16 protein-coding genes are annotated in these 19,778 nt (G+C 68.6%); 4 read left to right on the top strand and 12 right to left on the bottom strand.

The features are described 5' to 3' along the window. Positions 1–8: 8 nt before the first annotated feature. On the bottom strand, positions 9–1,028 hold the full coding sequence (locus AC3A6J_RS05770; RefSeq protein ID WP_487858952.1) for a Bug family tripartite tricarboxylate transporter substrate binding protein: 1,020 nt from the start codon (positions 1,026–1,028) through the stop codon (positions 9–11). 86 nt (positions 1,029–1,114) lie between these two features. Here AC3A6J_RS05770 and AC3A6J_RS05775 point away from each other — a divergent pair, with 86 nt between their 5' ends. Next, positions 1,115–2,062: a LysR family transcriptional regulator gene (locus AC3A6J_RS05775; RefSeq protein ID WP_487858953.1), complete on the top strand. Its 948-nt coding sequence runs from the start codon at positions 1,115–1,117 to the stop codon at positions 2,060–2,062. After that, the gene (locus AC3A6J_RS05780) at positions 2,059–3,366 is read left to right on the top strand and encodes an aspartate aminotransferase family protein (protein WP_487858954.1); all 1,308 of its coding nucleotides are present in this window, start codon (positions 2,059–2,061) and stop codon (positions 3,364–3,366) included. Before AC3A6J_RS05775 ends, AC3A6J_RS05780 begins: the two co-directional genes overlap by 4 nt. Before the next feature lie 12 nt (positions 3,367–3,378). Here the strand turns inward: AC3A6J_RS05780 and AC3A6J_RS05785 are convergent, their stop codons facing one another. From AC3A6J_RS05785 to AC3A6J_RS05835, 11 genes are all read right to left on the bottom strand, one after another. Then, the gene (locus AC3A6J_RS05785; protein ID WP_487858955.1) at positions 3,379–4,398 is read right to left on the bottom strand and encodes an NAD(P)/FAD-dependent oxidoreductase; all 1,020 of its coding nucleotides are present in this window, start codon (positions 4,396–4,398) and stop codon (positions 3,379–3,381) included. 30 nt (positions 4,399–4,428) lie between these two features. Beyond that, entirely contained in the window at positions 4,429–4,758 is a 330-nt protein-coding gene (gene fdxA / locus AC3A6J_RS05790; RefSeq protein WP_126746444.1) for a ferredoxin FdxA, read from the bottom strand. Positions 4,759–4,799: 41 nt separating this feature from the next. Next, complete coding sequence (locus AC3A6J_RS05795) at positions 4,800–6,128, bottom strand: sulfate adenylyltransferase subunit 1 (protein ID WP_487858956.1); 1,329 nt, start codon at positions 6,126–6,128, stop codon at positions 4,800–4,802. Next, entirely contained in the window at positions 6,128–7,069 is a 942-nt protein-coding gene (cysD, locus tag AC3A6J_RS05800; protein WP_487858957.1) for a sulfate adenylyltransferase subunit CysD, read from the bottom strand. Before cysD ends, AC3A6J_RS05795 begins: the two co-directional genes overlap by 1 nt. Positions 7,070–7,084: 15 nt before the next feature. Next, the gene (locus AC3A6J_RS05805; protein ID WP_487858958.1) at positions 7,085–7,714 is read right to left on the bottom strand and encodes a phosphoadenosine phosphosulfate reductase domain-containing protein; all 630 of its coding nucleotides are present in this window, start codon (positions 7,712–7,714) and stop codon (positions 7,085–7,087) included. Further along, complete coding sequence (locus AC3A6J_RS05810) at positions 7,711–8,115, bottom strand: DUF934 domain-containing protein (protein ID WP_487858959.1); 405 nt, start codon at positions 8,113–8,115, stop codon at positions 7,711–7,713. Before AC3A6J_RS05810 ends, AC3A6J_RS05805 begins: the two co-directional genes overlap by 4 nt. Continuing rightward, entirely contained in the window at positions 8,112–9,890 is a 1,779-nt protein-coding gene (locus tag AC3A6J_RS05815; protein WP_487858960.1) for a nitrite/sulfite reductase, read from the bottom strand. The genes AC3A6J_RS05810 and AC3A6J_RS05815 overlap by 4 nt, the downstream gene beginning before the upstream one ends. Before the next feature lie 395 nt (positions 9,891–10,285). Next, the gene (locus AC3A6J_RS05820; RefSeq protein WP_487858961.1) at positions 10,286–13,399 is read right to left on the bottom strand and encodes an efflux RND transporter permease subunit; all 3,114 of its coding nucleotides are present in this window, start codon (positions 13,397–13,399) and stop codon (positions 10,286–10,288) included. Continuing rightward, a complete protein-coding gene (locus AC3A6J_RS05825; protein ID WP_487858962.1) occupies positions 13,396–14,580 on the bottom strand; it encodes an efflux RND transporter periplasmic adaptor subunit in 1,185 nt (394 codons plus the stop codon). The genes AC3A6J_RS05820 and AC3A6J_RS05825 overlap by 4 nt, the downstream gene beginning before the upstream one ends. Next, entirely contained in the window at positions 14,577–16,088 is a 1,512-nt protein-coding gene (locus AC3A6J_RS05830) for an efflux transporter outer membrane subunit (RefSeq protein WP_487858963.1), read from the bottom strand. Before AC3A6J_RS05830 ends, AC3A6J_RS05825 begins: the two co-directional genes overlap by 4 nt. Beyond that, positions 16,085–16,795: a CerR family C-terminal domain-containing protein gene (locus AC3A6J_RS05835; protein WP_487858964.1), complete on the bottom strand. Its 711-nt coding sequence runs from the start codon at positions 16,793–16,795 to the stop codon at positions 16,085–16,087. Before AC3A6J_RS05835 ends, AC3A6J_RS05830 begins: the two co-directional genes overlap by 4 nt. 81 nt (positions 16,796–16,876) lie before the next feature. On the opposite strand from AC3A6J_RS05835, the gene AC3A6J_RS05840 reads away from it, so the two are divergent. Beyond that, positions 16,877–18,403 carry a sigma-54 interaction domain-containing protein gene (locus AC3A6J_RS05840; RefSeq protein WP_487858965.1) on the top strand — a complete coding sequence of 509 codons (1,527 nt, stop codon included), beginning with the start codon at positions 16,877–16,879 and terminating at the stop codon, positions 18,401–18,403. A gap of 182 nt (positions 18,404–18,585) precedes the next feature. Next, positions 18,586–19,776, top strand: coding sequence for a substrate-binding domain-containing protein (locus AC3A6J_RS05845; protein ID WP_487858966.1), 1,191 nt, complete (start codon positions 18,586–18,588; stop codon positions 19,774–19,776). Positions 19,777–19,778: the final 2 nt, after the last annotated feature.

The raw sequence follows: 19,778 nt of genomic DNA on the forward strand, positions 1-19,778 counted from the left end.
GGAATTGCTCATTCGGGCGTGACGCCTGCGGCCTTGATGAGGGCCGCGACGCGGGGGAAATCGGCCTTGTAGCTGGCGCGGAACTCGGCCGGCGTGCTGCCCAGCGGCTCGAAGCCGAAGCCGGCCAGGCGCTCCTGCACGTCGGGCATCTTCGTGATCTCGCGCAGCGCGGCCGACCACTCGTCGAGCACGGGCTGCGGCGTCTTCGCGGGCGCATACGCGCCGATCCAGCTGTCGAGGTCGAAGCCCTGGAAGCCCTGCTCGGTGAAGGTGGGCACGTCGGGCATCGAGCGCACGCGCTGGCGGCCGGTGATGCCGAGCACCTTGATGCGGCCGGCCTGCGCAAGGCCGCGCGCGGTCGACGGATTGGCAAAGGCCACGCCGAGCGACTCGCCGAACATGTCGTTGTGCGCCGCGGCCTCGGCCTTGTAGGGCACATGAACGAGCTCGATGCCGGCCTGGCGCGCCAGCAGTTCGCCGAACAGGTGCGCGTTCGAGCCGTTGCCCCAGGTGCCGTAGCTCAGGCCCGGATGGGCCTTGGCGTAGGCCACGAACTCGCGCACGTTAGAGAACGGCGCGGCGGCACGCGCGATCAGCATCGGCCCGCCCGTGGCGATCTGCGAGAGCGGCTCGAAGTCCTTTACCGGGTCGTAGGGAAGGCGCGGCTGCAGCACCACGTTGTTGATGTGCGTGAGCGGCAGCGTGAGAAGCACCGTGTAGCCGTCGGGCGCGGCCTTGGCCACGGCATCCGCCGCGATGGTGCCGCTCGCGCCCGGCCGGGCCTCGACGATCACCGGCTGGTTCCAGCGCGCCTTGAGCTTCTCGGCATAGATGCGCGCGATGGTGTCGATCGGCCCGCCCGCCGTGCCGAAGGGAACGATGCGTACGACACGCGCGGGAAACTGCGCGGGCTGCTGCTGCGCGAAGGCGGGGCCGGCGGCCAGTGCCGCGAAGCCCGCGCCAAGAATGCCGAGCGCGCGGCGCCGCGTGGCGTGCCGCGCACGCGGCGAGGGTCTGAACCGATTCATCGCAGGTCTCCAGTCATGATGTACTTGTGCGCTCGACGATACGGACAGCCCGCCCCACGGGCAATTCGAAGCTTTGGATATGAGATATGGCCCAACGTGATATCCGCAGCCTCGACGTCGGCATGCTGCGGACCTTCGATGCGCTGATGCGCGAGCGCAGCGTGTCGCGCGCGGCGACTCGCCTGTTCTTGAGCCAGCCCGCGGTGAGCGCATCGCTCAACCGGCTGCGCGACACCTTCGGCGATCCGCTGTTCACGCGCACCGCGCACGGCGTGGCGCCCACCGCACGCGCACAGGCGCTGGCCGGGCAGGTCGAGCGCGTGCTGGCCGATCTCTCGGCGATGCTCGAGCCCGGCGAGGGCTTCGATCCCGCGGCGTCGCAGCGCATCTTCCGCATCTCGGGCGGCGACTACGCGAGCCACCTGCTGCTGCCGCGGCTCGCAAACGAGCTCGTGGCATGCGGCTCGCGCGTGCGCATCTACTGGGAAACCAGCTCTTTCCTTACCCTGACCGAACGGCTGCGCAAGGGCGACTTCGACATCGCGGTGCTGCCGCGCCTGGCACCGCCGAGCGATTGCGAGTCGGCACTGCTGTACGAAGACCGCTACGTGGTGGCGGTGCGACGCGGGCACCCGGCCATGGCGCAAGAGGCTACGCTCGATGCCTTCTGCGCCTGGCCGCACGTGTTCCTGGGCTACGGGAGTTCGGCGCTCGACGACCTCATCGACCAGGTGCTGGCGCGGCTAGGACGCACGCGCACCATGAGCGTGGCGATGACCAGCTTCGGCCAGATCGTCGACCTGCTCGCCCAGACCGACCACGTGGCGGTGATGCCGCTGCGCGTGGCCGACCGCTTTCGCCACCTGCTCGCGGTGCATCCGCTGCCCTTCGAACTGCAGGGCTACCGTTCGGTGGTGTGCTGGAACCGGCGCTCCAATTCCGATGCCGGCGTGCTGTGGCTCAAGGACGCGCTGCTGCGCATCGGGCGCGACGCACCGGCCGAACCCGCCTCGCTCCAAGGAGAAGCCGCATGACACACGACATCGACCAGGCCCTTGCCGACGCGCACCGCCGCTTCGCCGAGGCCAACCCCGCAAGCCGGGCCCAGTTCGACGTACAGGTGCGCTACCTGCCCGGCGCCAACACCCGCTCGGTGCTGTTCTACGCGCCGTTCCCGCTCACCATCGCGAAAGGCGAGGGCGCGACGCTGTGGGACGCCGACGGCCACCGCTATGCCGACTTCATCGCCGAGTACACGGCCGGCGTCTACGGCCACTCGGCGCCCGAGATCCGCGACGCGGTGATCGAGGCCATGCGCAGCGGCATCAACCTCACGGGCCACAACCTGCTCGAAGGGCGCCTCGCGCAGCTGATCTGCGAGCGCTTTCCGCAGATCGAACAGCTGCGCTTCACCAACTCGGGCACCGAGGCAAACCTGATGGCGCTCACGGCCGCGCTGCATTTCACGGGACGGCGCAAGATCGTGGTGTTCTCGGGCGGCTACCACGGCGGCGTGCTGGGCTTCGGCGACAAGCCCCTGCCCACCACCGTGCCCTTCGACTTTCTCGTGCTGCCCTACAACGACACCGCGCTCGCCCAGGCGCAGATCGCGCGGCATGCGTCCGAGATTGCCGCGGTCCTGGTCGAGCCCATGCAGGGCGCGGCCGGCTGCATCCCGGGGCAGCCCGACTTTCTGCACGCCCTGCGCACAGCGGCGAGCGAAGCGGGTGCGCTGCTGGTCTTCGACGAGGTCATGACTTCGCGGCTCGGGTCGCAGGGCCTTGCCGCACATTTGGGCATCCGTGCCGACCTCACGACGCTCGGCAAGTACATCGGCGGCGGCATGTCCTTCGGGGCCTTCGGCGGTCGCGCCGACGTGATGGCGCAGTTCGACCCGCGCAGCGGCGCGCTCGCGCATTCGGGCACCTTCAACAACAACGTCATGACGATGGCCGCCGGCCATGCGGGGCTCACGAAGCTCTTCACGCCCGAAGCGGCCACTGCGCTGAGCGCGCGCGGCGAGGCGATGCGCGCGCGCCTCGATGCGCTCTGCGCGGAGGCGGGCGTGGCGATGCAGTTCACGGGCATCGGCTCGCTGATGAATGCGCATTTCGTGCGCGGAGAGGTGCGGCGCGTGACCGATCTCGCGGGCGTCGACGCCCGGCTGCGCCAGCTGCTGTTCTTCCACCTGCTCGAAGAGGGCATCTACACCTCGCCGCGGGGTTTCGTCGTGCTGTCGCTGCCGCTCGCCGATGCGGACATCGATCGCTACGCCGCCGCCATCGGCCGCTTCATCGCGCGGTACCGCGCGCTGCTGCTGCTGCCCGCGGGGCGCTGAGCGGTTGCTGCCTCAGTGTCCGGCGACGCCGAGCAGTTCGTGCAGGCGGGTGCTGGTGGTCGTGTACTGCAACGGAATCGCCTTGCCCGGGAACACGATCGCCGCGGCGGCCCAGGCGGCCAGCGTGGCTTCGTGGAAGCCGCAGACGATCAGTTTCTTCTTGCCCGGGTAGGTGTTGATGTCGCCCACCGCGAACACGCCGTGCTCGCGGGTCTGGTACTTCTCGGTGTCGACCGGCACCTGCTTGCGTTCGAGCTCGAAACCCCAGTCGGCGATCGGCCCGAGCCGCGGCGAAATCCCCAGAAAGGCGACCAGCGCGTCGAGCGGCAGGTCGACCGCGGCGCCGTCGGGCGTGGTGATCTGGAGCGTGCGCCCGTCGAACGCACTCGGCTGGCCCACCGCGAAGGCCAGCCGGCCTTCGGCCACCTGCGCGCGCAGTGCGGCGACCGTGGCCTCGTCGGCCTGGAAGCCGTCGCGCCGGTGCACCAGCGTGACCTGGCGCGCAATGCCCGCGAGCGCCATGGCCGCTTCGAGTGCGGTGTCGTCGCCGCCATTGACCACCACGGCCTGGCCCGCGAAGCGCTCCAGCGAATCGGGGTGATAGAAGAGGGCGGTGCCCTCGAACCTGGCAATGTTATCGAGCGCGATGCGCTTGGGCACGAAGGCGCCCACGCCGGCCGCGATGAACACCGTTTTTGCAAGAAAGGCCGTGCCGGCCGTGGTGGCCAGCAGCAGCCGGCCGTCGGCCTGGCGTTCGAGCGTGGCAACCTGCTCGCCGAAGTGGAACTGCGGCTTGAAGGGCGCCACCTGCGCGAGCAGCGCGTCCGCGAGGCCGCGCCCGGTGGTCACCGGCGTGCCGGGAATGTCGTAGATCGGCTTGCCGCCGTACAGCGCCACGCACTGGCCGCCCGCGGCGGGCTGCGCATCGACGATGTGGCAGGGGATCTCGAGCAGGCCGAGCTGGAAGGCCTGGAACAGCCCGACCGGGCCGGCGCCGATGATCAGCGCGTCGGTCTCTGTCGGGTTCGGCATGCGGCGCAGGTCCCTGGTCTCAGTGGGGTCTCAGCGGACCAGTTCTCCGACCTTGTCGGTCTTGTCTTTCCACTCTTCGGCGTCCGGCAGCGCGGGCTTGCGCTTGGTGATGCTCTTCCAGCCGTCGGCCAGGGCGAGTTCGGCATTGAGCTTGATGAACGCGATCTGGTTGGCCGGAAGGTCTTCCTCGGCATAGATCGCATTGACCGGGCATTCGGGAATGCACACGGCGCAATCGATGCACTCGTCCGGATCGATCACCAGCATGTTCGGGCCTTCGCGGAAGCAATCCACGGGGCAAACGTCCACGCAGTCGGTGTATTTGCAGCGGATGCAGGCTTCGGAGACGACGTGGGTCATGGGCTTTTTCTAACGGCAATGGTCGGGGAAAACCCGTGATTTTAGGCGTTTACAGCCGCCGGCTGCACGAGCACGGCCGCGGCGGTCTTGTGGGTGGCGGTATCGACCAGCACCAGCGAGCCCAGCGCACGCGATTGCGTGAACGGCAGCACCGCCAGCGGCTGCTGCAGCGCCAGCACCACGTCGCCGATGGAATTGGCTTCGAGCTGCGCTGTAGGTTCGGATTCGAGCGTGGTGATGTTGACGCGATCGACGATGCGCGCCACCTTGGCCTTGACCCAGCGGTGGCCCTGCAGCGCCCAGTAGATCCGGCCCGCCACCAGGGGCTCGTCGTCGAGCCAGGCCACCGTCGCGGTGATCTCGCGCACCGGTTCGAAGGCGCCGGGCGCCAGCAGCCAGTCGCCGCGCGACACGTCGACCTCGCGGTCGAGCACGATGCCGGCGCTGTGGCCCGCATGCACCGCCTTCGGCGTGCGCGTGTGGCTCAGCACCTGGGCGACCGTTGCGGTCTGGCCGCTCGGCAGCACGGTCACACGCTGGCCAGGCTCGACATGGCCCGAGGCCACGCGGCCCCAGAACACGCGGCGGCCTTGGGAGGTGTCTGCGGAGGAAGAGAACTTTTCCACCCATTGCACCGGAAAGGCGAAGGGCACGGCCTCGTCCTGTACGGTGACCGGCAGTGCCTCGAGCAACTCGAGCAGGCTCGGGCCCTCGTAACCGACCCAGTCGGCATGCCGCGTGGCCACGTTCCAGCCCTTGAGCGCCGAGATCGGCACGATCCCCGCGACCTTCACGCCCGCGGCTTCCGCAAACGCGTTCAGCGCCGTCGAGATGCGTTCGAAGGCCAGCGCGGCGTCGCCGATGGCGTCGAGCTTGTTGACCGCGAACACGATCGACTGCACGCGCAGCAGGTGCGTGAGCAGCGTGTGGCGGCGCGTCTGCGGCAACAGCTCGCGCTTGACCACGGTGCCGTCCTCGACTTCGGCTGCCCAGGCCAGCTTGGTGGCATCGACCAGCACCACCGCGGCGTCGGCGGCCGAGGCGGCCGTGACCATGTTGCGGGTGTACTGCTCGTGGCCCGGCGCATCGCCGATGATGAACTTGCGCTTGGCGGTCGAGAAGTAGCGGTAGGCCACGTCGATCGTGATGCCCTGTTCGCGCTCGGCCGAGAGGCCGTCGGTCAGCAGCGCCAGGTCGGTCTCGCCGCCGCGCTGCACGCCGGCCAGCTGGTCTTGCAGCACCGTCTTGCTGTCGACCAGCAGGCGCCCGATCAGCGTGCTCTTGCCGTCGTCGACCGAGCCGCAGGTGATGAAGCGCAGGGCGGTGCCGGTGTCGGCGGCGATGGCAGGGGATGCAGTCGTCGTGGTCATCAGAAATATCCGTCCTTCTTGCGCTTTTCCATCGAAGCTTCCGACGTCATGTCGTCCATGCGGGTCGCGCCGCGCTCGCTGACGTCGACCGACAGCGTCTCCAGCACCACATCGCCGGCATCGGCGGCCAGGCTTTCGACCGGGCAGGTGGTCGTGATGTCGCCCACGGTGCGAAAGCGCACGTCGCGCGTTAGCACCGTCTCGCCGTCGCGCGGCGGGGTCAGCGGCGTCACGGGCACCAGCAGGCCGCGGCGCTCGACCACTTCGCGCTTGTGCGTGTAGTAGATCGACGGCAGGCCGACCTGCTCGCGCTCGATGTACTGCCACACATCGAGTTCGGTCCAGTTCGAGATCGGGAACACGCGGAAATGCTCGCCCGGGGCGAGGCGCGTGTTGAACAGCGTCCAGAGCTCGGGCCGCTGGTCCTTGGGTTGCCATTGGCCGAAGGCGTCGCGGTGCGAGAAGATGCGCTCCTTGGCGCGCGCCTTTTCCTCGTCGCGGCGGGCGCCGCCGATCAGCGCGTCGAAGCGGAATTCTTCGATCGCTTCGAGCAGCGTCACCGACTGGTGCGCATTGCGCGATTCGCCGGGGTGCGCCAGGCGCACCGTGCCACGCGCCATCGAATCTTCCACGCTGCGCACGATCAGCTCGGCGCCCAGCTCCTTCGCGCGCAGGTCGCGGTAATCCGTCACCTCGGGAAAGTTGTGGCCCGTGTCGATCATCAGCAGCGGATACGGAATGCGACCGGCGCCGAAGGCCTTTTCGGCGCACTTCAGCAGCACCAGCGAGTCCTTGCCGCCCGAGAACAGCAGGGCGGGGCGCTCGAAGGCGGCCGCCACTTCGCGCAGGATGAAGATGGTCTCTTCCTCGAGCGCATCGAGGTGCGTGTTCGACAGGTGCGTCGGTGGCAGCAGCAGTTCGGATTCGGTGCGGGCGTTCATCAAATGGGTGCTCGGTCAGTGTGCGAGATGCAGTCCGCACTCGCGGTTGTCTTCGCCCTTGGTGGGGTCCACGTAGTCGAAGTTGTTCGGCAGGCCGTGCGCTTCGCAGTAGGCGTAGAGCTCCTTCGACGACCAGTGCAGGAGCGGTGCGACCTTGATCAGCCCGTCGGGGTTGACGCTGACCGGGTCCATCTGCGCGCGCACGGCCGTGTCGGTGGCGCGCAGCGCGGTGAACCACACCTTCGGCGCCGTCTCGCGCAGCGCGCGCGCGAACGGCTCGAGCTTGACCTCCTCGGTGAACGCGGCATGGCGCGGATCGTCGAGCGCGGGCGTCGGGCCATCGACCGCCTCGCGGTGCGCGCGCGAGCGGCGCGGCAGATAGATGTGCAGGTCGAGGCCCAATTGCTTCGTTACTTCGTCGGCAAAGCGGTAGGTGGCTTCGGTGTTGTAGCCGTTGTCCATCCAGACCACGGGCACGTCGCGCCTGGCGCGCGTGACCATGTGCAGGATCACCGCCTCGAAGGGCCGGAAATTGGTCGTGACGATCGCGCTCTGGCCGAGGCTGATCGCCCAGTCCACCAAGCCCTCGGCGTTGCGCCCGAGCTCGGTGTTGATGCGTGCCAGTTCGAGCTCGAGGTTGCTCATGCGCTTGCGCCTTCGCGCTTGAAGAGGGGCGCGGGGGTAACCGCGTCGCCCTGGTAGAAATTGGCGAAGCGGTCGAACTGGCGCTGCGCGTCGGTGGCGTCCACGCCTTCCTTGAGCACCGCGCTCGAGAAGCCCATGCGCTCCATCTGCACCAGCTGGTCGATCAGCACGTCGCCGGTCGCGCGGATGTCGCCCTTGAAGCCGAGGCGACGGCGCAGCAGGAAGGCCTGGCTGTAGGCGCGGCCGTCGGTGAACTTGGGAAAGTGCAGGTCGATGCGCTCGATGTCTTCGAGGCACACCTCGATGGCGAGCGGGTCGGCGTCGTTCGCGAGCTGCAGCACCTTCGGGTCGCCGTCGTCCACGTGTTCCTCGGCCGCAAGGATGTTGAGTCGACGGTTCATGCCGCTTCCTCCACCTTGAAGCGCGCACCGTTGGCCGCGGCCTTGAACGGGTCGTGGCCCACGCGGCGCAGCGTGTCGATGAAGTTCTCGCCGCCCTCGCGGCTGTCGCGGTAGGCCGTGAGCACGGCTTCGATGACCGCCGGCACCTCGGCCGCCGAGAACGAGGGGCCGACCACCTTGCCGGCCTGCGCAGGCCCGCCGAGCTCGGAGCCGTCGCCGCCGCCGAGCGTCACCTGGTACCACTCCTTGCCGTCTTTGTCGACGCCGAGGATGCCGATGTGGCCGCTGTGGTGGTGGCCGCACGAGTTGATGCAGCCGCTGATGTGCAGGTCGATCTCGCCGATGTCGTCGAGTTCGTCGAGATCCTGGTAGCGCTCGGTGATCGCTTCGGCGATCGGGATCGAGCGCGCGTTGGCCAGCGAGCAGAAGTCGCCGCCCGGGCAGGCGATCATGTCGGTCAGCAGGTGCACGTTGGCGCTGGCGAAACCGGCCGCGCGCGCGGCGAGCCACAGCGCATGCAGGTCTTCGGCATGCACCCACGGCAGCACGATGTTCTGGTCGTGCGTCACGCGGGCTTCGCCGGCCGAGAAGCGATCGGCCAGCACCGCCAGCGTGTCGAGCTGGTCGGCAGAGGCATCGCCGGGGGCCTGCTTCAGGCGCTTGAACGACAGCGTCACGGCGCGCAGCGCGGGGTTCTTGTGCGGCGCCACGTTGCGCGCGAGCCAGCGCGCGAACTGCACGTCGTCGGCGGCATGGGCGCGCAGCTCGGCGTCGGTCTTCTCGGCGCTCTGCAGCACGCGCGTGGCGAGCGTCGGCGGCACGAAGGAAGCGGCCACGCGGTCGAACTCGGCCTGCGTGATCGTGTGCGGCGCGCCGTCGTGTTCGATGATCTGCTTGTACTCGGCCTCGACGTCGTCGATGTAGCGCTGGCCTTCGGCCTTCACGAGGATCTTGATGCGCGCCTTGTAGATGTTGTCGCGTCGGCCATAGCGGTTGTAGACCCGGATCACCGCCTCGAGGTAGTTCATGATCTGCTGCCACGGCAGGAACTCGCGCAGCACGGTGCCGACGATCGGGGTGCGGCCCATGCCGCCGCCCACCTGCACGCGAAAGCCGATCTCCCCGGCCGCGTTCTTCACGAGCTTCAGCCCCACGTCGTGCCAGCCGGTGGCGGCGCGGTCTTCGGTGGCGCCGGTGATCGCAATCTTGAACTTGCGCGGCAGGAACGCGAACTCGGGATGCAGCGTGCTCCACTGGCGCATGATTTCGGCGTACGGCCGCGGGTCGGCCACTTCGTCGATTGCGACGCCCGCGCGCTCGTCGCTCGTGATGTTGCGGATGCAGTTGCCGCTGGTCTGGATGCCGTGCATGTCCACCGAGGCCAGCAGGTCCATCACGTCGGCCGACTTGGCGAGCGGGATCCAGTTGTACTGCACGTTCTGGCGCGTCGAGAAGTGGGCGTAGTGGGTCGGCAGCTTGTGGCTGCCGAGCTTGCCCTGGATCTCGAGCGCCTGGCGGTAGACCTCGGCTTCGGGCTCGTCGTATTCGCGAGCGATCTTCGCGAGCACGCGCAGCTGGCGGCTCGAGAGTTCGCCGTAGGGCACGGCCACGCGCAGCATCGGCGCGTAGCGCTGGACGTACCAGCCGTTCTGCAGGCGCAGCGGCTTGAACTCGTCTTCGCTGAGCTTGCCTTTTTGCCAGCGTTCGAGCTGGTCACGGAATTGGGCAGCCCGTTGGCGGACGAACTGGCGGTCGAAGTCTGTGTATTGGTACATCGTGTGGTTCTTGAAGAAGCGCGGCGCCTGGCAGCAAGAAAGGCAGGATTCTGAAAGCAGGGCTTATGGATCCAAACTACTTTTTGGTTCGACTCTTATGCAGATAAGCTTATTCGCCAGTGTTCATGCGGGTTTGCGGGCGGTTTTTGGGCTGTTCTGGATAAGGGCGGAGGCCGGGTCTCGCCCCGGCGGGCAGCCAAAGACAAGGCGACCCGGTTGTCTTGCTCCCTCTCCCTCCGGGAGAGGGCGGGGGTGAGGGCAACGGCGGTGGATATGGCGCGCTTCTGCCAAGGCCGCCGGCCCTCTCCCGGAGGGAGAGGGAAAAGGAAGGCCCAGCAGCGAAGGGGTCGCAGACAGCTCGCCCGCCGGGGCGAGACCCGGCCCCGGACAACAAATCAGGACGAAGCCGGCCGATTCACCAGATCCTCATCGCCATGCGGATCCGCCGGCAGGCCACGCAGCTTGCGCACCGTCCGCCGAATCCACTGCTCGATGTCGTCCACATAAGTGAACACAGCCGGCACCACCAGCAGGCTCAGCACCGTCGACGTGATCAACCCGCCGATCACCGCCATCGCCATCGGCGAGCGGAAGCTCGAATCGGCCGCGCTCAGCCCCAGCGCGATCGGCAGCATCCCCGCGCCCATCGCGAGCGTGGTCATGATGATCGGCCGCGCGCGCTTGTGGCAGGCATCGCGCAGCGCGTCCCAGCGGCTCATGCCATGGTCGCGGCGCGCCACGATGGCGTATTCCACCAGCAGGATCGAGTTCTTCGTCGCAATGCCCATGAGCATGATCAGGCCGATCAGCGACGGCATCGACAGCGCCTTCTGCCCGATCAGCAGGCCGACGAAGGCGCCGCCCAGCGCGAGCGGCAGCGCGCACAGGATGGTCACCGGGTGCAGGAAGTCCTTGAACAGCAGCACCAGCACGATGTAGATGCACAGCACGCCGGTGAGCATCGCGAGGCCGAAGCTCGCGAACAGTTCGGTCATCACCTCGGCGTCGCCGATCTCGGTCACGCGCACGCCGGGGGGCAGCTTCTGGATCGAGGGCAGGGAGGTGACGGCGGTCTTCGCATCACCGAGGCCGACGCCCGAGAGCTCGATCTCGAAGTTGACGTTGCGCGAGCGGTCGTAGCGGTCGATGACCGCCGGGCCGCCCTCCATCGTGAGCGAAGCCACCTGGCTCAGCATGACGGGGCCGTGCGTGCCGGGCACCGTGAGGCGGCCGATCAGGTCCAGGTCCTGGCGCGCCGAGTCCTCGAGCTTGACGACGATCGGCACCTGCCGCTGCGCGAGGTTGAGCTTGGCGAGCGCCTGGTCGTAATCGCCGAGCGTGGCCACGCGCAGGGTCTCGGCGATGGCCGAGCTCGTGACGCCGAGGTCGGCGGCGCGCGCGAAATCGGGGCGCACGGCGATCTCGGGCCGGATCAGGCTCGCGGTCGAGGTGATGTTGCCGAGGCCCGGCACGGTGCGCAGTTCCTTCTCGACCGCACTGGCGGCGGTGGCCAGCGCGGCGGGGTCTTCGCCGGTGAGCGCAAGGATGTACTTCTCGCCCGAGCCGCCGAGGCCCACGGTGCTGCGCACGCCCGGCAGGGTCTGCAGCGCTTCGCGGATCTGGTTCTCGATCACCTGCTTGCGCGGGCGCTCGCCGCGGTCGTCCAGCTTGATCGTGAGCGTGGCCTTGCGCGTCTCTGGCGTGCCGAAGCCTGCGAACGGGTCGCCGCCCGCACTGCCGCCCGCCACCGTGGTGTAGACGCTCTTCACGTGCGGGATCTGCATCACGCGCTGTCGCGTTTCCTCGGCCGCGGCCGAGGTCTGCGCCAGCGTCGAGCCGGGTGCAAGCGACAGGTAGACCTGCGTCTGCGAGTTGTCGTCGGGCGGGATGAAGCCGGTCTTCAACAGCGGGATCATCGCGAGCGAGCCGAAGAAGAACAGCGTCGCGAAGACCATGGTCTTGAAGCGGTGGTGCGTGCTCCATTCCACCGCGCGCATGTAGGCCTTGAGCCAGCCCGGCTCCTTCTCCTCGCCGACGATCGGCTTGAGGATGTAGGCCGCCATCATCGGCGTGAGCACGCGCGCGACAACGAGCGACGCGAACACCGCGAGCGATGCGGTCCAGCCGAACTGCTTGAAGAACTTGCCCGCCACCCCGCTCATGAAGGCCGTGGGCAGGAACACCGCGATGAGCGTGAAGGTGGTGGCGATCACCGCAAGGCCGATCTCGTCGGCCGCCTCCATGGCCGCCTCGTAAGGCGACTTGCCCATGCGCAGGTGTCGCACGATGTTCTCCACCTCGACGATCGCATCGTCCACCAATATGCCCACCACCAGCGAGAGCGCGAGCAGCGAGATCACGTTGACCGAGAAGCCCAGCAGGTGCATGCCGATGAAGGCCGGGATCACCGACATCGGCAGTGCCACGGCAGACACGAAGGTGGCGCGCCAGTCGCGCAGGAACAGCCACACCACCACCACCGCGAGGATCGCGCCCTCGTACAGCAGGTGCAGCGAGCCGTCGTACTCTTCCTCGACCGGGTCGACGAAGTTGAAGGCTTCGGTCAGCTCGAGGTCGGGGCGCTGCGCGCGCATTTCGGCCAACGCCTGCTGGACCGCGCGGCCGACCTCGACCTCGCTCGCCCCGCGGCTGCGGGCCACTTCGAAGCCGACCACCGGCTTGCCGTTGAGCAACGCTGCCGCGCGCGGCTCGGCGATGGTGTCGCTGATGCGCGCCACCTGGTCGAGCCGGACGCGGCGGCCGTCCGACAGCGCGATCTGCATGTCGGCGAGCTGGTCGGCCGAGTCCACCGTGGCCAAGGTGCGCACCGGTTGCTCGCTTCCGCCCAGGTCGATGCGCCCGCCCGCGCTTTCGGTCTGCACCTGCCGCAGCTGGCGCGAGATGTCGGCCGCCGTCGCGCCGAGCGCCTGGAGCTTGGCGGGATCGAGGTCGACGTGCACCTGCCGCGTGACGCCGCCCACGCGGTTGACCGCGCCCACGCCGGGCTGCGCAAGCAGCTTCTTGGTGATGTCGTTGTCGACGAACCAGCTCAGTGCCTCGAGGTCCATGCGCGACGAGGCGATGGTGAAGGCCAGCACCGGCTGGGCCGCGAAGTCGAGCTTGGTGACGACCGGGTCGCGCACGTCGGCCGGCAGGTCGGAGCGCACCTTCTGCACCGCCGAGCGCACGTCGTCCACTGCTTCCTGCACCGGCTTCTCGAGGCGAAATTCGATGATCAGCGTGACGGCGCCGTCCTGCACCTTGGTGGTGATGTGCTTCAGGCCCTGGATGGTGGCGATGGAATTCTCGAGCTTGCGCGCGACGTCGTTCTCGAGCTGCGAAGGCGCCGCACCGGGCAGCGCCGCCGACACCGTGACGGTCGGCAGGTCGATGTCCGGAAAGTTCTGCACCTTCATCGCATTGAACGACAGCAGCCCACCGAAGGTGAGCAGCACGAACAGCATCACCGCCGGAATCGGGTTGCGGATGGACCATGCGGAAACGTTCATGGGCGTGCCTTGGTGGTGTTGGCCGGGGCAGAGGCCGCGGCCGAGGGCGGCGCCGCGGCGTCGACGACGCGCACGAGGTCGCCGTCGTTCAGGAAGCCGGCGCCCTGCACCACGACCTGGGCCCCTTCGGGCAGCGCGTTCGTGATCTCCACGCGCTCGCCGACGCGCCGGCCGGTCTGCACCTTGAGTTGCCTCACGCGGTTGTCGGGCTGAAGGACGAACAGGTTGTTGAAGCCGTCGCGCGGCACGATGGCGGACTGCGGCACGGTTGGTGCGGTGCTGCGCCCGAGCTCGAATTCGCCGCGGGCGAACATGCCGGCCTTGATGCCGGTGTTCTGCTGCACGTTCGGCAGATCGACGTAGACCAGCGCCGCGCGGGTCTGCGGATCGACCGTGGGCGCGATGCTGCGCACCTTGCCGCGCACCTGGGCGCCGCTCGCACCGACCACGAACACCGGCATGCCCACGGCGATGCGGCTCAGCTCGGCCGAGGTGACCTCGGCACGCCATTCGAGCCGGCCCTGGCGGATCAGCCGGAACAGTTCGGTGCCGGCGGCCACCACGCTGCCCACGGTGGCGGAGCGCGACGAGATCACGCCGTCGTCGGGCGCCAGCACCTGCGTATTGCGGCCACGCACCTGCTGCGCCTTGAGCACGGCCTCGGCGGCCTCCACGCGCGCACTGGCGGTCTGGGCGCTGGTCTGGTATTGGTTGATCTGCTGTTGGCTCAGCGCGCCGGTGGCCTGCAGCGTGCGGGCGCGGGCGGCATTGCCGGCGGCATCGGCGGCCGTGGCCTTCGCCTCGGCCAGCGAGGCACGCGCCTGCGCGATGTCGGCCTGCACCGTCTCGGGCGAGAAGACCGCAAGCACCTGGCCCTTCTTGACCAGGTCACCCACGTTCACGCGCACCTCGGCCAGCCGCAGGCCGTTCGATTCGGAGCCGACCAGCGCCTCCTGCCAGGCGGCCACGTTGCCGTTGGCCGAGAGCGTGAGCGCGAGTTCGGTGGGCTCGGGCTTGGTGACGGTGACCGTCAGCGTCGGCCGGGCCGCCGGCGCCACGGCGCCATCCTCGGCCTTGCCGGCTTCGTCGGCCGGTTTGCGCGTGAGCCACACGGCCGCGGCAACGAGGATCAGGAGCGCCAGCAGTGCGATGGCGAGGGTGGAACGCTTGATTCTTTTCATGGCGACGTCGCGACCTTGCCGGCCGGGTTGGAAGTCAGTGATGAAGGTGCCTCGGGGCGGCGCCAGCCGCCGCCCATCGAGCGGTAGAGCGACACCCAGGCTTCGGTGCGCTCGCGTTGCAGCGACACGCGCGCCGTCTGGGCGGCAAACAGCGTGCGGCGCGAATCCTCGAGTTCGAACAGGCTCGCCAGGCCGCTCTGGTAGCGCGCCTGCGTGGCATTGAACGAGGCCTGGTAGTTCTGTACCGCGGCATCGGCATCGGTCGCGCGGGCATCGGTGCTGTCGAGGTTGACGAGCGCCTCCTCGACCTCGCGCACGGCCTGCCGCACATTGGCGCGGTAGAGCGCCACGGCTTCGGTGTAGCGCGCCTTCGCGGCATCGGCGTTGGCCCGGCGCGTGCCGCCGTCGAACAGCGGCACGGTAAGCGCCACCGGCCCGATGGTCCAGGTGTCGAGCGATTCGCGGAAACCGCTGGTGCGGATCTGCACGCGCCCGATCGACCCCGTGAGCGACAGCCGCGGATAGCGCGCGGCCTCGGCCGAGCCCACGTCGGCGCTCGCGGCGGCCACGCCGAGTTCGGCGGCATAGACGTCGGGGCGCTGCGACAGCGCCTCGGCCGGCACGCTCGCGACGCTGCCCACGGCCGGCAGCGGACGCTGCGACGGTGCGGCGGCGAGCTTCTGCGCGAGCGTGGGCTCGTCGATCCCGCTGATCGCAACCAGCGCCTTGCGCTGCACTGCGCACAGTGCACGCTGCTGCGTGAGCCGGCCCGATGCGTCGGAGGCGCTGGCACGCGCCAGCGCGGCATCGGCCGGTGCGGTGAAGCCCGCGCGCGCCGACAGGTCGGTGAGCCGTGCCGTCTCGCCGCGCGATTGGGCGTCGGATTCGGCCACGCGCAGCTGCTGCTGGCACGCACGCTCGGCGAAATAGGCGTTGGCGGTTTCTGCGGCCACGGCCACGCGCGCTTCGTGCCATTTGGCATCGGCGCTTTCCTGGCGCCGCTGGGCGGCGTCGCGGTCGGCGCGCAGCCGTCCGAACAGGTCGATCTCCCATTGCGACTGGAGGCCCGCCTGCAGCGTGGTGAGCGGTGCCATGGCCGCGGCACCGGCCCCGGAAGCGCCCGCCGCGCTGCCCGACGCGGCGCCCGCGCCGCCGGAGCCGAGCGACGAGCCCGAGACGCCGCGGCTCGCCGACAGCGAACCATCGAGGTTGGGAAGTAGCGCCGCGCCGGCCGCCACGCGCGTCGAGCGCGCCTCGGCCACGCGCGCCGCCGCGCTCGCCACGTTCGGGCTCGCGGCCTCGGCCGCTGCGATGAGTTCGTCGAGCAGCGGGTCGTCGAGCTGGCGCCACCACTCGGCCAGCGATGCGAGCGAGCCGCCGTGCGGCAGCGGCGCATGCCACTGCGCCGGCAGCGGCGCCTCGACCGCGGCGGGCGGGCGCGCGAAGCCGCATCCCGCCAGCAACAGCGGCAGGCTGAGGGCTGCGGCAATCAATCGAAATCGTCTCATGTCTTCTTTCTCCCGGATCGAACGGTGGTGGCGCGCTCGCGGCGTGCGGCTTCGGCATCGACGAGCGCGATCGCGTAGCCCGTGAGGCGCTCGGCCCACGTGTCGACGCTGCGCGGCGTGTTGAGCAGCGACGGGCGGATCGCGTCGACCAGGTCCTGGCTCACGAACAACTGCATCGCCAGGCCGGTGATCGCGAAGGTGAGGCGGTGCACGTCGTCGTCGGGCCGCGCAAGGCCGAGATGGCGGCACAGCACGCCCGCGATCGCCTGGTGCGGCGCCTTGATGTCGCGCTCCATTTCCTTGGCCCACTGGCTCGTGGGCTCGAGCATTTCGCGCAGGTGCAGCTGGATGCACTGGCGCACGATCTCGCCCTGCTTGAGCGGCTCGATCATGCGCGTGAAGAAAATGCGCAATGCCTCGTCGATCGGCAGGCCGGGCTCCGCATACAGCGACACGAAGTCGCCGGCGTTGCCGCCCATCGGTTCGCCGAAGGTGGCGGCGTAGAGGCCGGCTTTGTCGCCGAAGTAGTAGCTGATGGCCGAGATGTTGACGCCCGCCGAGCGTGCGATCTCGCGCGTGGAGGTCTTGGCATAGCCCTTGGCCGCGAACAGCGCGAGGGCGGCGTAGAGCAGGCGTTGCCGTGCGTCGACGCCGTCGCTGCGCGGCGCGCGTGCGGAGGAAATGACCTGAAGGGCGGTGGCGCTCATACGCCGAATTAAACCACGAAGAAAATCAAACGTTTGATTTACTTAAGGAATGTTGAGCGCTTTGTCGCTACCATGCCGCCCATGTCCGCCGCTCCGCCCGTTGCCGCACCTCCCGCCTTGCCGCTCGATGCCGAGGGCATTCTCGCGCTGGCCGCGCGTTCGATGTTTCATCTGTTTTCGAGCATCAGCCAGGGCATGTTCCTGGTCGACCGGAGCGGGCGCATCGTCTGGGTCAATGAAGGCTATCGGCGCTTCCTGCCGGCGCTGGGCTTTTCGTCGATCGACCAGTTCCTTGGCCACATGGTCGAGGACGTGATTCCCAACACGCAGATGCGGCGCGTGCTCGAGACCGGCGAGCCGATCCTCGTGGACCTGCTCACCAACAAGGCGGGCACCTTCGTCGTGAGCCGTATCCCGCTGCGCGAAGAAAACGGGGGCGGCGCGGGTGAGGTCATCGGTGCCATCGGCATCGTGCTGTTCGACCAGCCCGAAACCACGCTGCAGCCGCTCATCAGCAAGTTCGCGTTGCTGCAGCGCGACCTCGACGACGCGCGGCGCGAGCTCGCGAGCCAACGCAACAACCCGCTCTACCAACACGCGGCCGACGGGCAGCGGCGCTCCAAGCACACCTTCGCCAGCTTCATCGGCAGCAGCCCGGCCGCGGTCGAGGTCAAGCGCCATGCGCGCCGCGCGGCGCAGTCGGCGAGCCCGGTGCTGCTGCTGGGCGAGACCGGCACCGGCAAGGAACTGCTCGCGCATGCGGTTCATGCGGCGTCGTCGCGCGCCAAGGGTCCCTTCGTCAGCCTCAACATCGCGGCCGTGCCCGACACGCTGCTCGAAGCCGAGTTCTTCGGCGTGGCGCCCGGCGCCTTCACCGGTGCGGACAAGCGCGGCCGGGAGGGCAAGTTCAAGCTCGCCGACGGCGGCAGCCTGTTCCTCGACGAGATCGGCGACATGCCGCTCGGCCTGCAGGCCAAGCTGCTGCGCGCGCTGCAGGAGGGCGAGATCGAGCCGCTGGGTTCGAACAAGCTCGTGCCCTTCGACGCGCGAGTGATCGCCGCCACCTCGCGCGACCTGCCTGAACTCGTGCGGCGCGGGCAGTTCCGCGAAGACTTGTACTACCGCCTCAACGTGCTGCCGCTGCGCGTGCCACCGCTGCGCGAGCGGCGCAGCGACATTCCCGCGCTGGTCGAGGCGCTTGGCGAAGACATGGCGCTGCGCAGCGGCGAGGCGCCGCCCGAGCTCACGCCCGAGGCGCTCGCGCTGCTCGCGGGCCAGCACTGGCGCGGCAACATCCGCGAGCTGCGCAACGTGCTCGAGCAGGTGACGATGCGCAGCGACTCGCTGCGCATCGACGCCGCGCAGCTCGAACGCATCCTGCGCGAGGCGGGGCTGGAGCAGATCGCATCGCCGGCCACGCTGCAGAGCGCGCACCACGTCGACGAACAGGCGGCGCTGCTGAGGCCGCTGGCGCAGCAGGTGGCCGAACTCGAACGCAAGGCGATCGCGGCCGCGTTGGCATCGACCGGGGGCAACAAGCTCGCTACCTCGCGGCTGCTCGGCATTTCGCGCGCGACCTTGTACGAGCGCATGACGAACCCGCCCTGAAGCGGGCGCGATCCTCCGCAAAAACCCTGACTGGTGCGCAGACAACTGTCTGAATATCAGGCATATCAAGTGTCTTGAAATCAGTCGAATCTGCCTCTTCGCGCTGGGGCGACATTGCAGATCAACGACTTAGCGGTTGGCACGAACTGTGCAATATTCAGTCACCTTTCAAGGAGACAAGAATGAACCGCCGCCACCACCTCATCGCCCTGGCCACCCTGGCCGCCTGCACCGCCGCCGCGCCCTCGTGGGCCCAGTCCAACCAGATCCGCATCGCCCACATCTACAGCAAGACCGGGCCGCTGGAGGCCTACGGCAAGCAGACCCAGACCGGTTTCATGATGGGCCTGGACTACGCCACCGGCGGCACCATGGCGGTCAACGGCAAGAAGCTCGTGGTGCTCGAGAAGGACGACCAGGGCAAGCCCGACCTCGGCAAGTCGCTGCTGGCGGCCGCCTATGCGGACGACAAGGCCGCGCTGGCCGTGGGGCCGACCGCCTCGGGCGTGGCGCTCGCGATGCTGCCCGTGGCCGAGGAATACAAGAAGATCCTGATCGTCGAGCCCGCGGTGGCCGATTCGATCACCGGCGACAAGTGGAACAAGTACATCTTCCGCACCGGCCGCAATTCGAGCCAGGACGCGATCTCCAACGCCGTGGCCGTGGACAAGGCCGGTGTCACCGTCGCCACGCTCGCGCAGGACAACGCCTTCGGCCGCGACGGCGTGAAGGCGTTCGGCGCCGCGCTCAAGAAGGCGAAGCTGGTGCACGAGGAGTACCTGCCGCCCGCGACCACCGACTTCACGGCCGGCGCGCAGCGCCTGATCGACAAGCTCAAGGACCAGCCGGGCCGCAAGATCATTTGGATCGTCTGGGCCGGTGCGGGCAACCCGTTCAAGATCGTCGACCTCGACCTGAAGCGCTACAACATCGAGATCGCCACCGGCGGCAACATCCTGCCGGCGATGGCGGCCTACAAGAACCTGCCGGGCATGGAAGGCGCGGCGTACTACTACTTCGGCATTCCGAAGAACCCGGTCAACGAGGCGCTGGTGTCGGCCCATTACAAGGAATTCAAGGCGCCGCCCGACTTCTTCACGGCCGGCGGCTTCTCGGCCGCGATGGCGGTGGTCACGGCGCTCAAGAAGACCGGCGGCGACACCGGCACCAACAAGCTCATCAACGCCATGGAAGGCATGAGCTTCGATACGCCCAAGGGCAAGATGACCTTCCGCAAGGAAGACCACCAGGCAATGCAGTCGATGTACCACTTCAAGATCAAGGCCGATCCGGCGTTCGCCTGGGGCGTGCCCGAGCTGGTGCGCGAGATCAAGCCTGAAGAGATGGAAATCCCGATCAAGAACAAGCGCTGAGC

The organism is Variovorax sp. Soil_C_39, assembly GCF_057656815.1.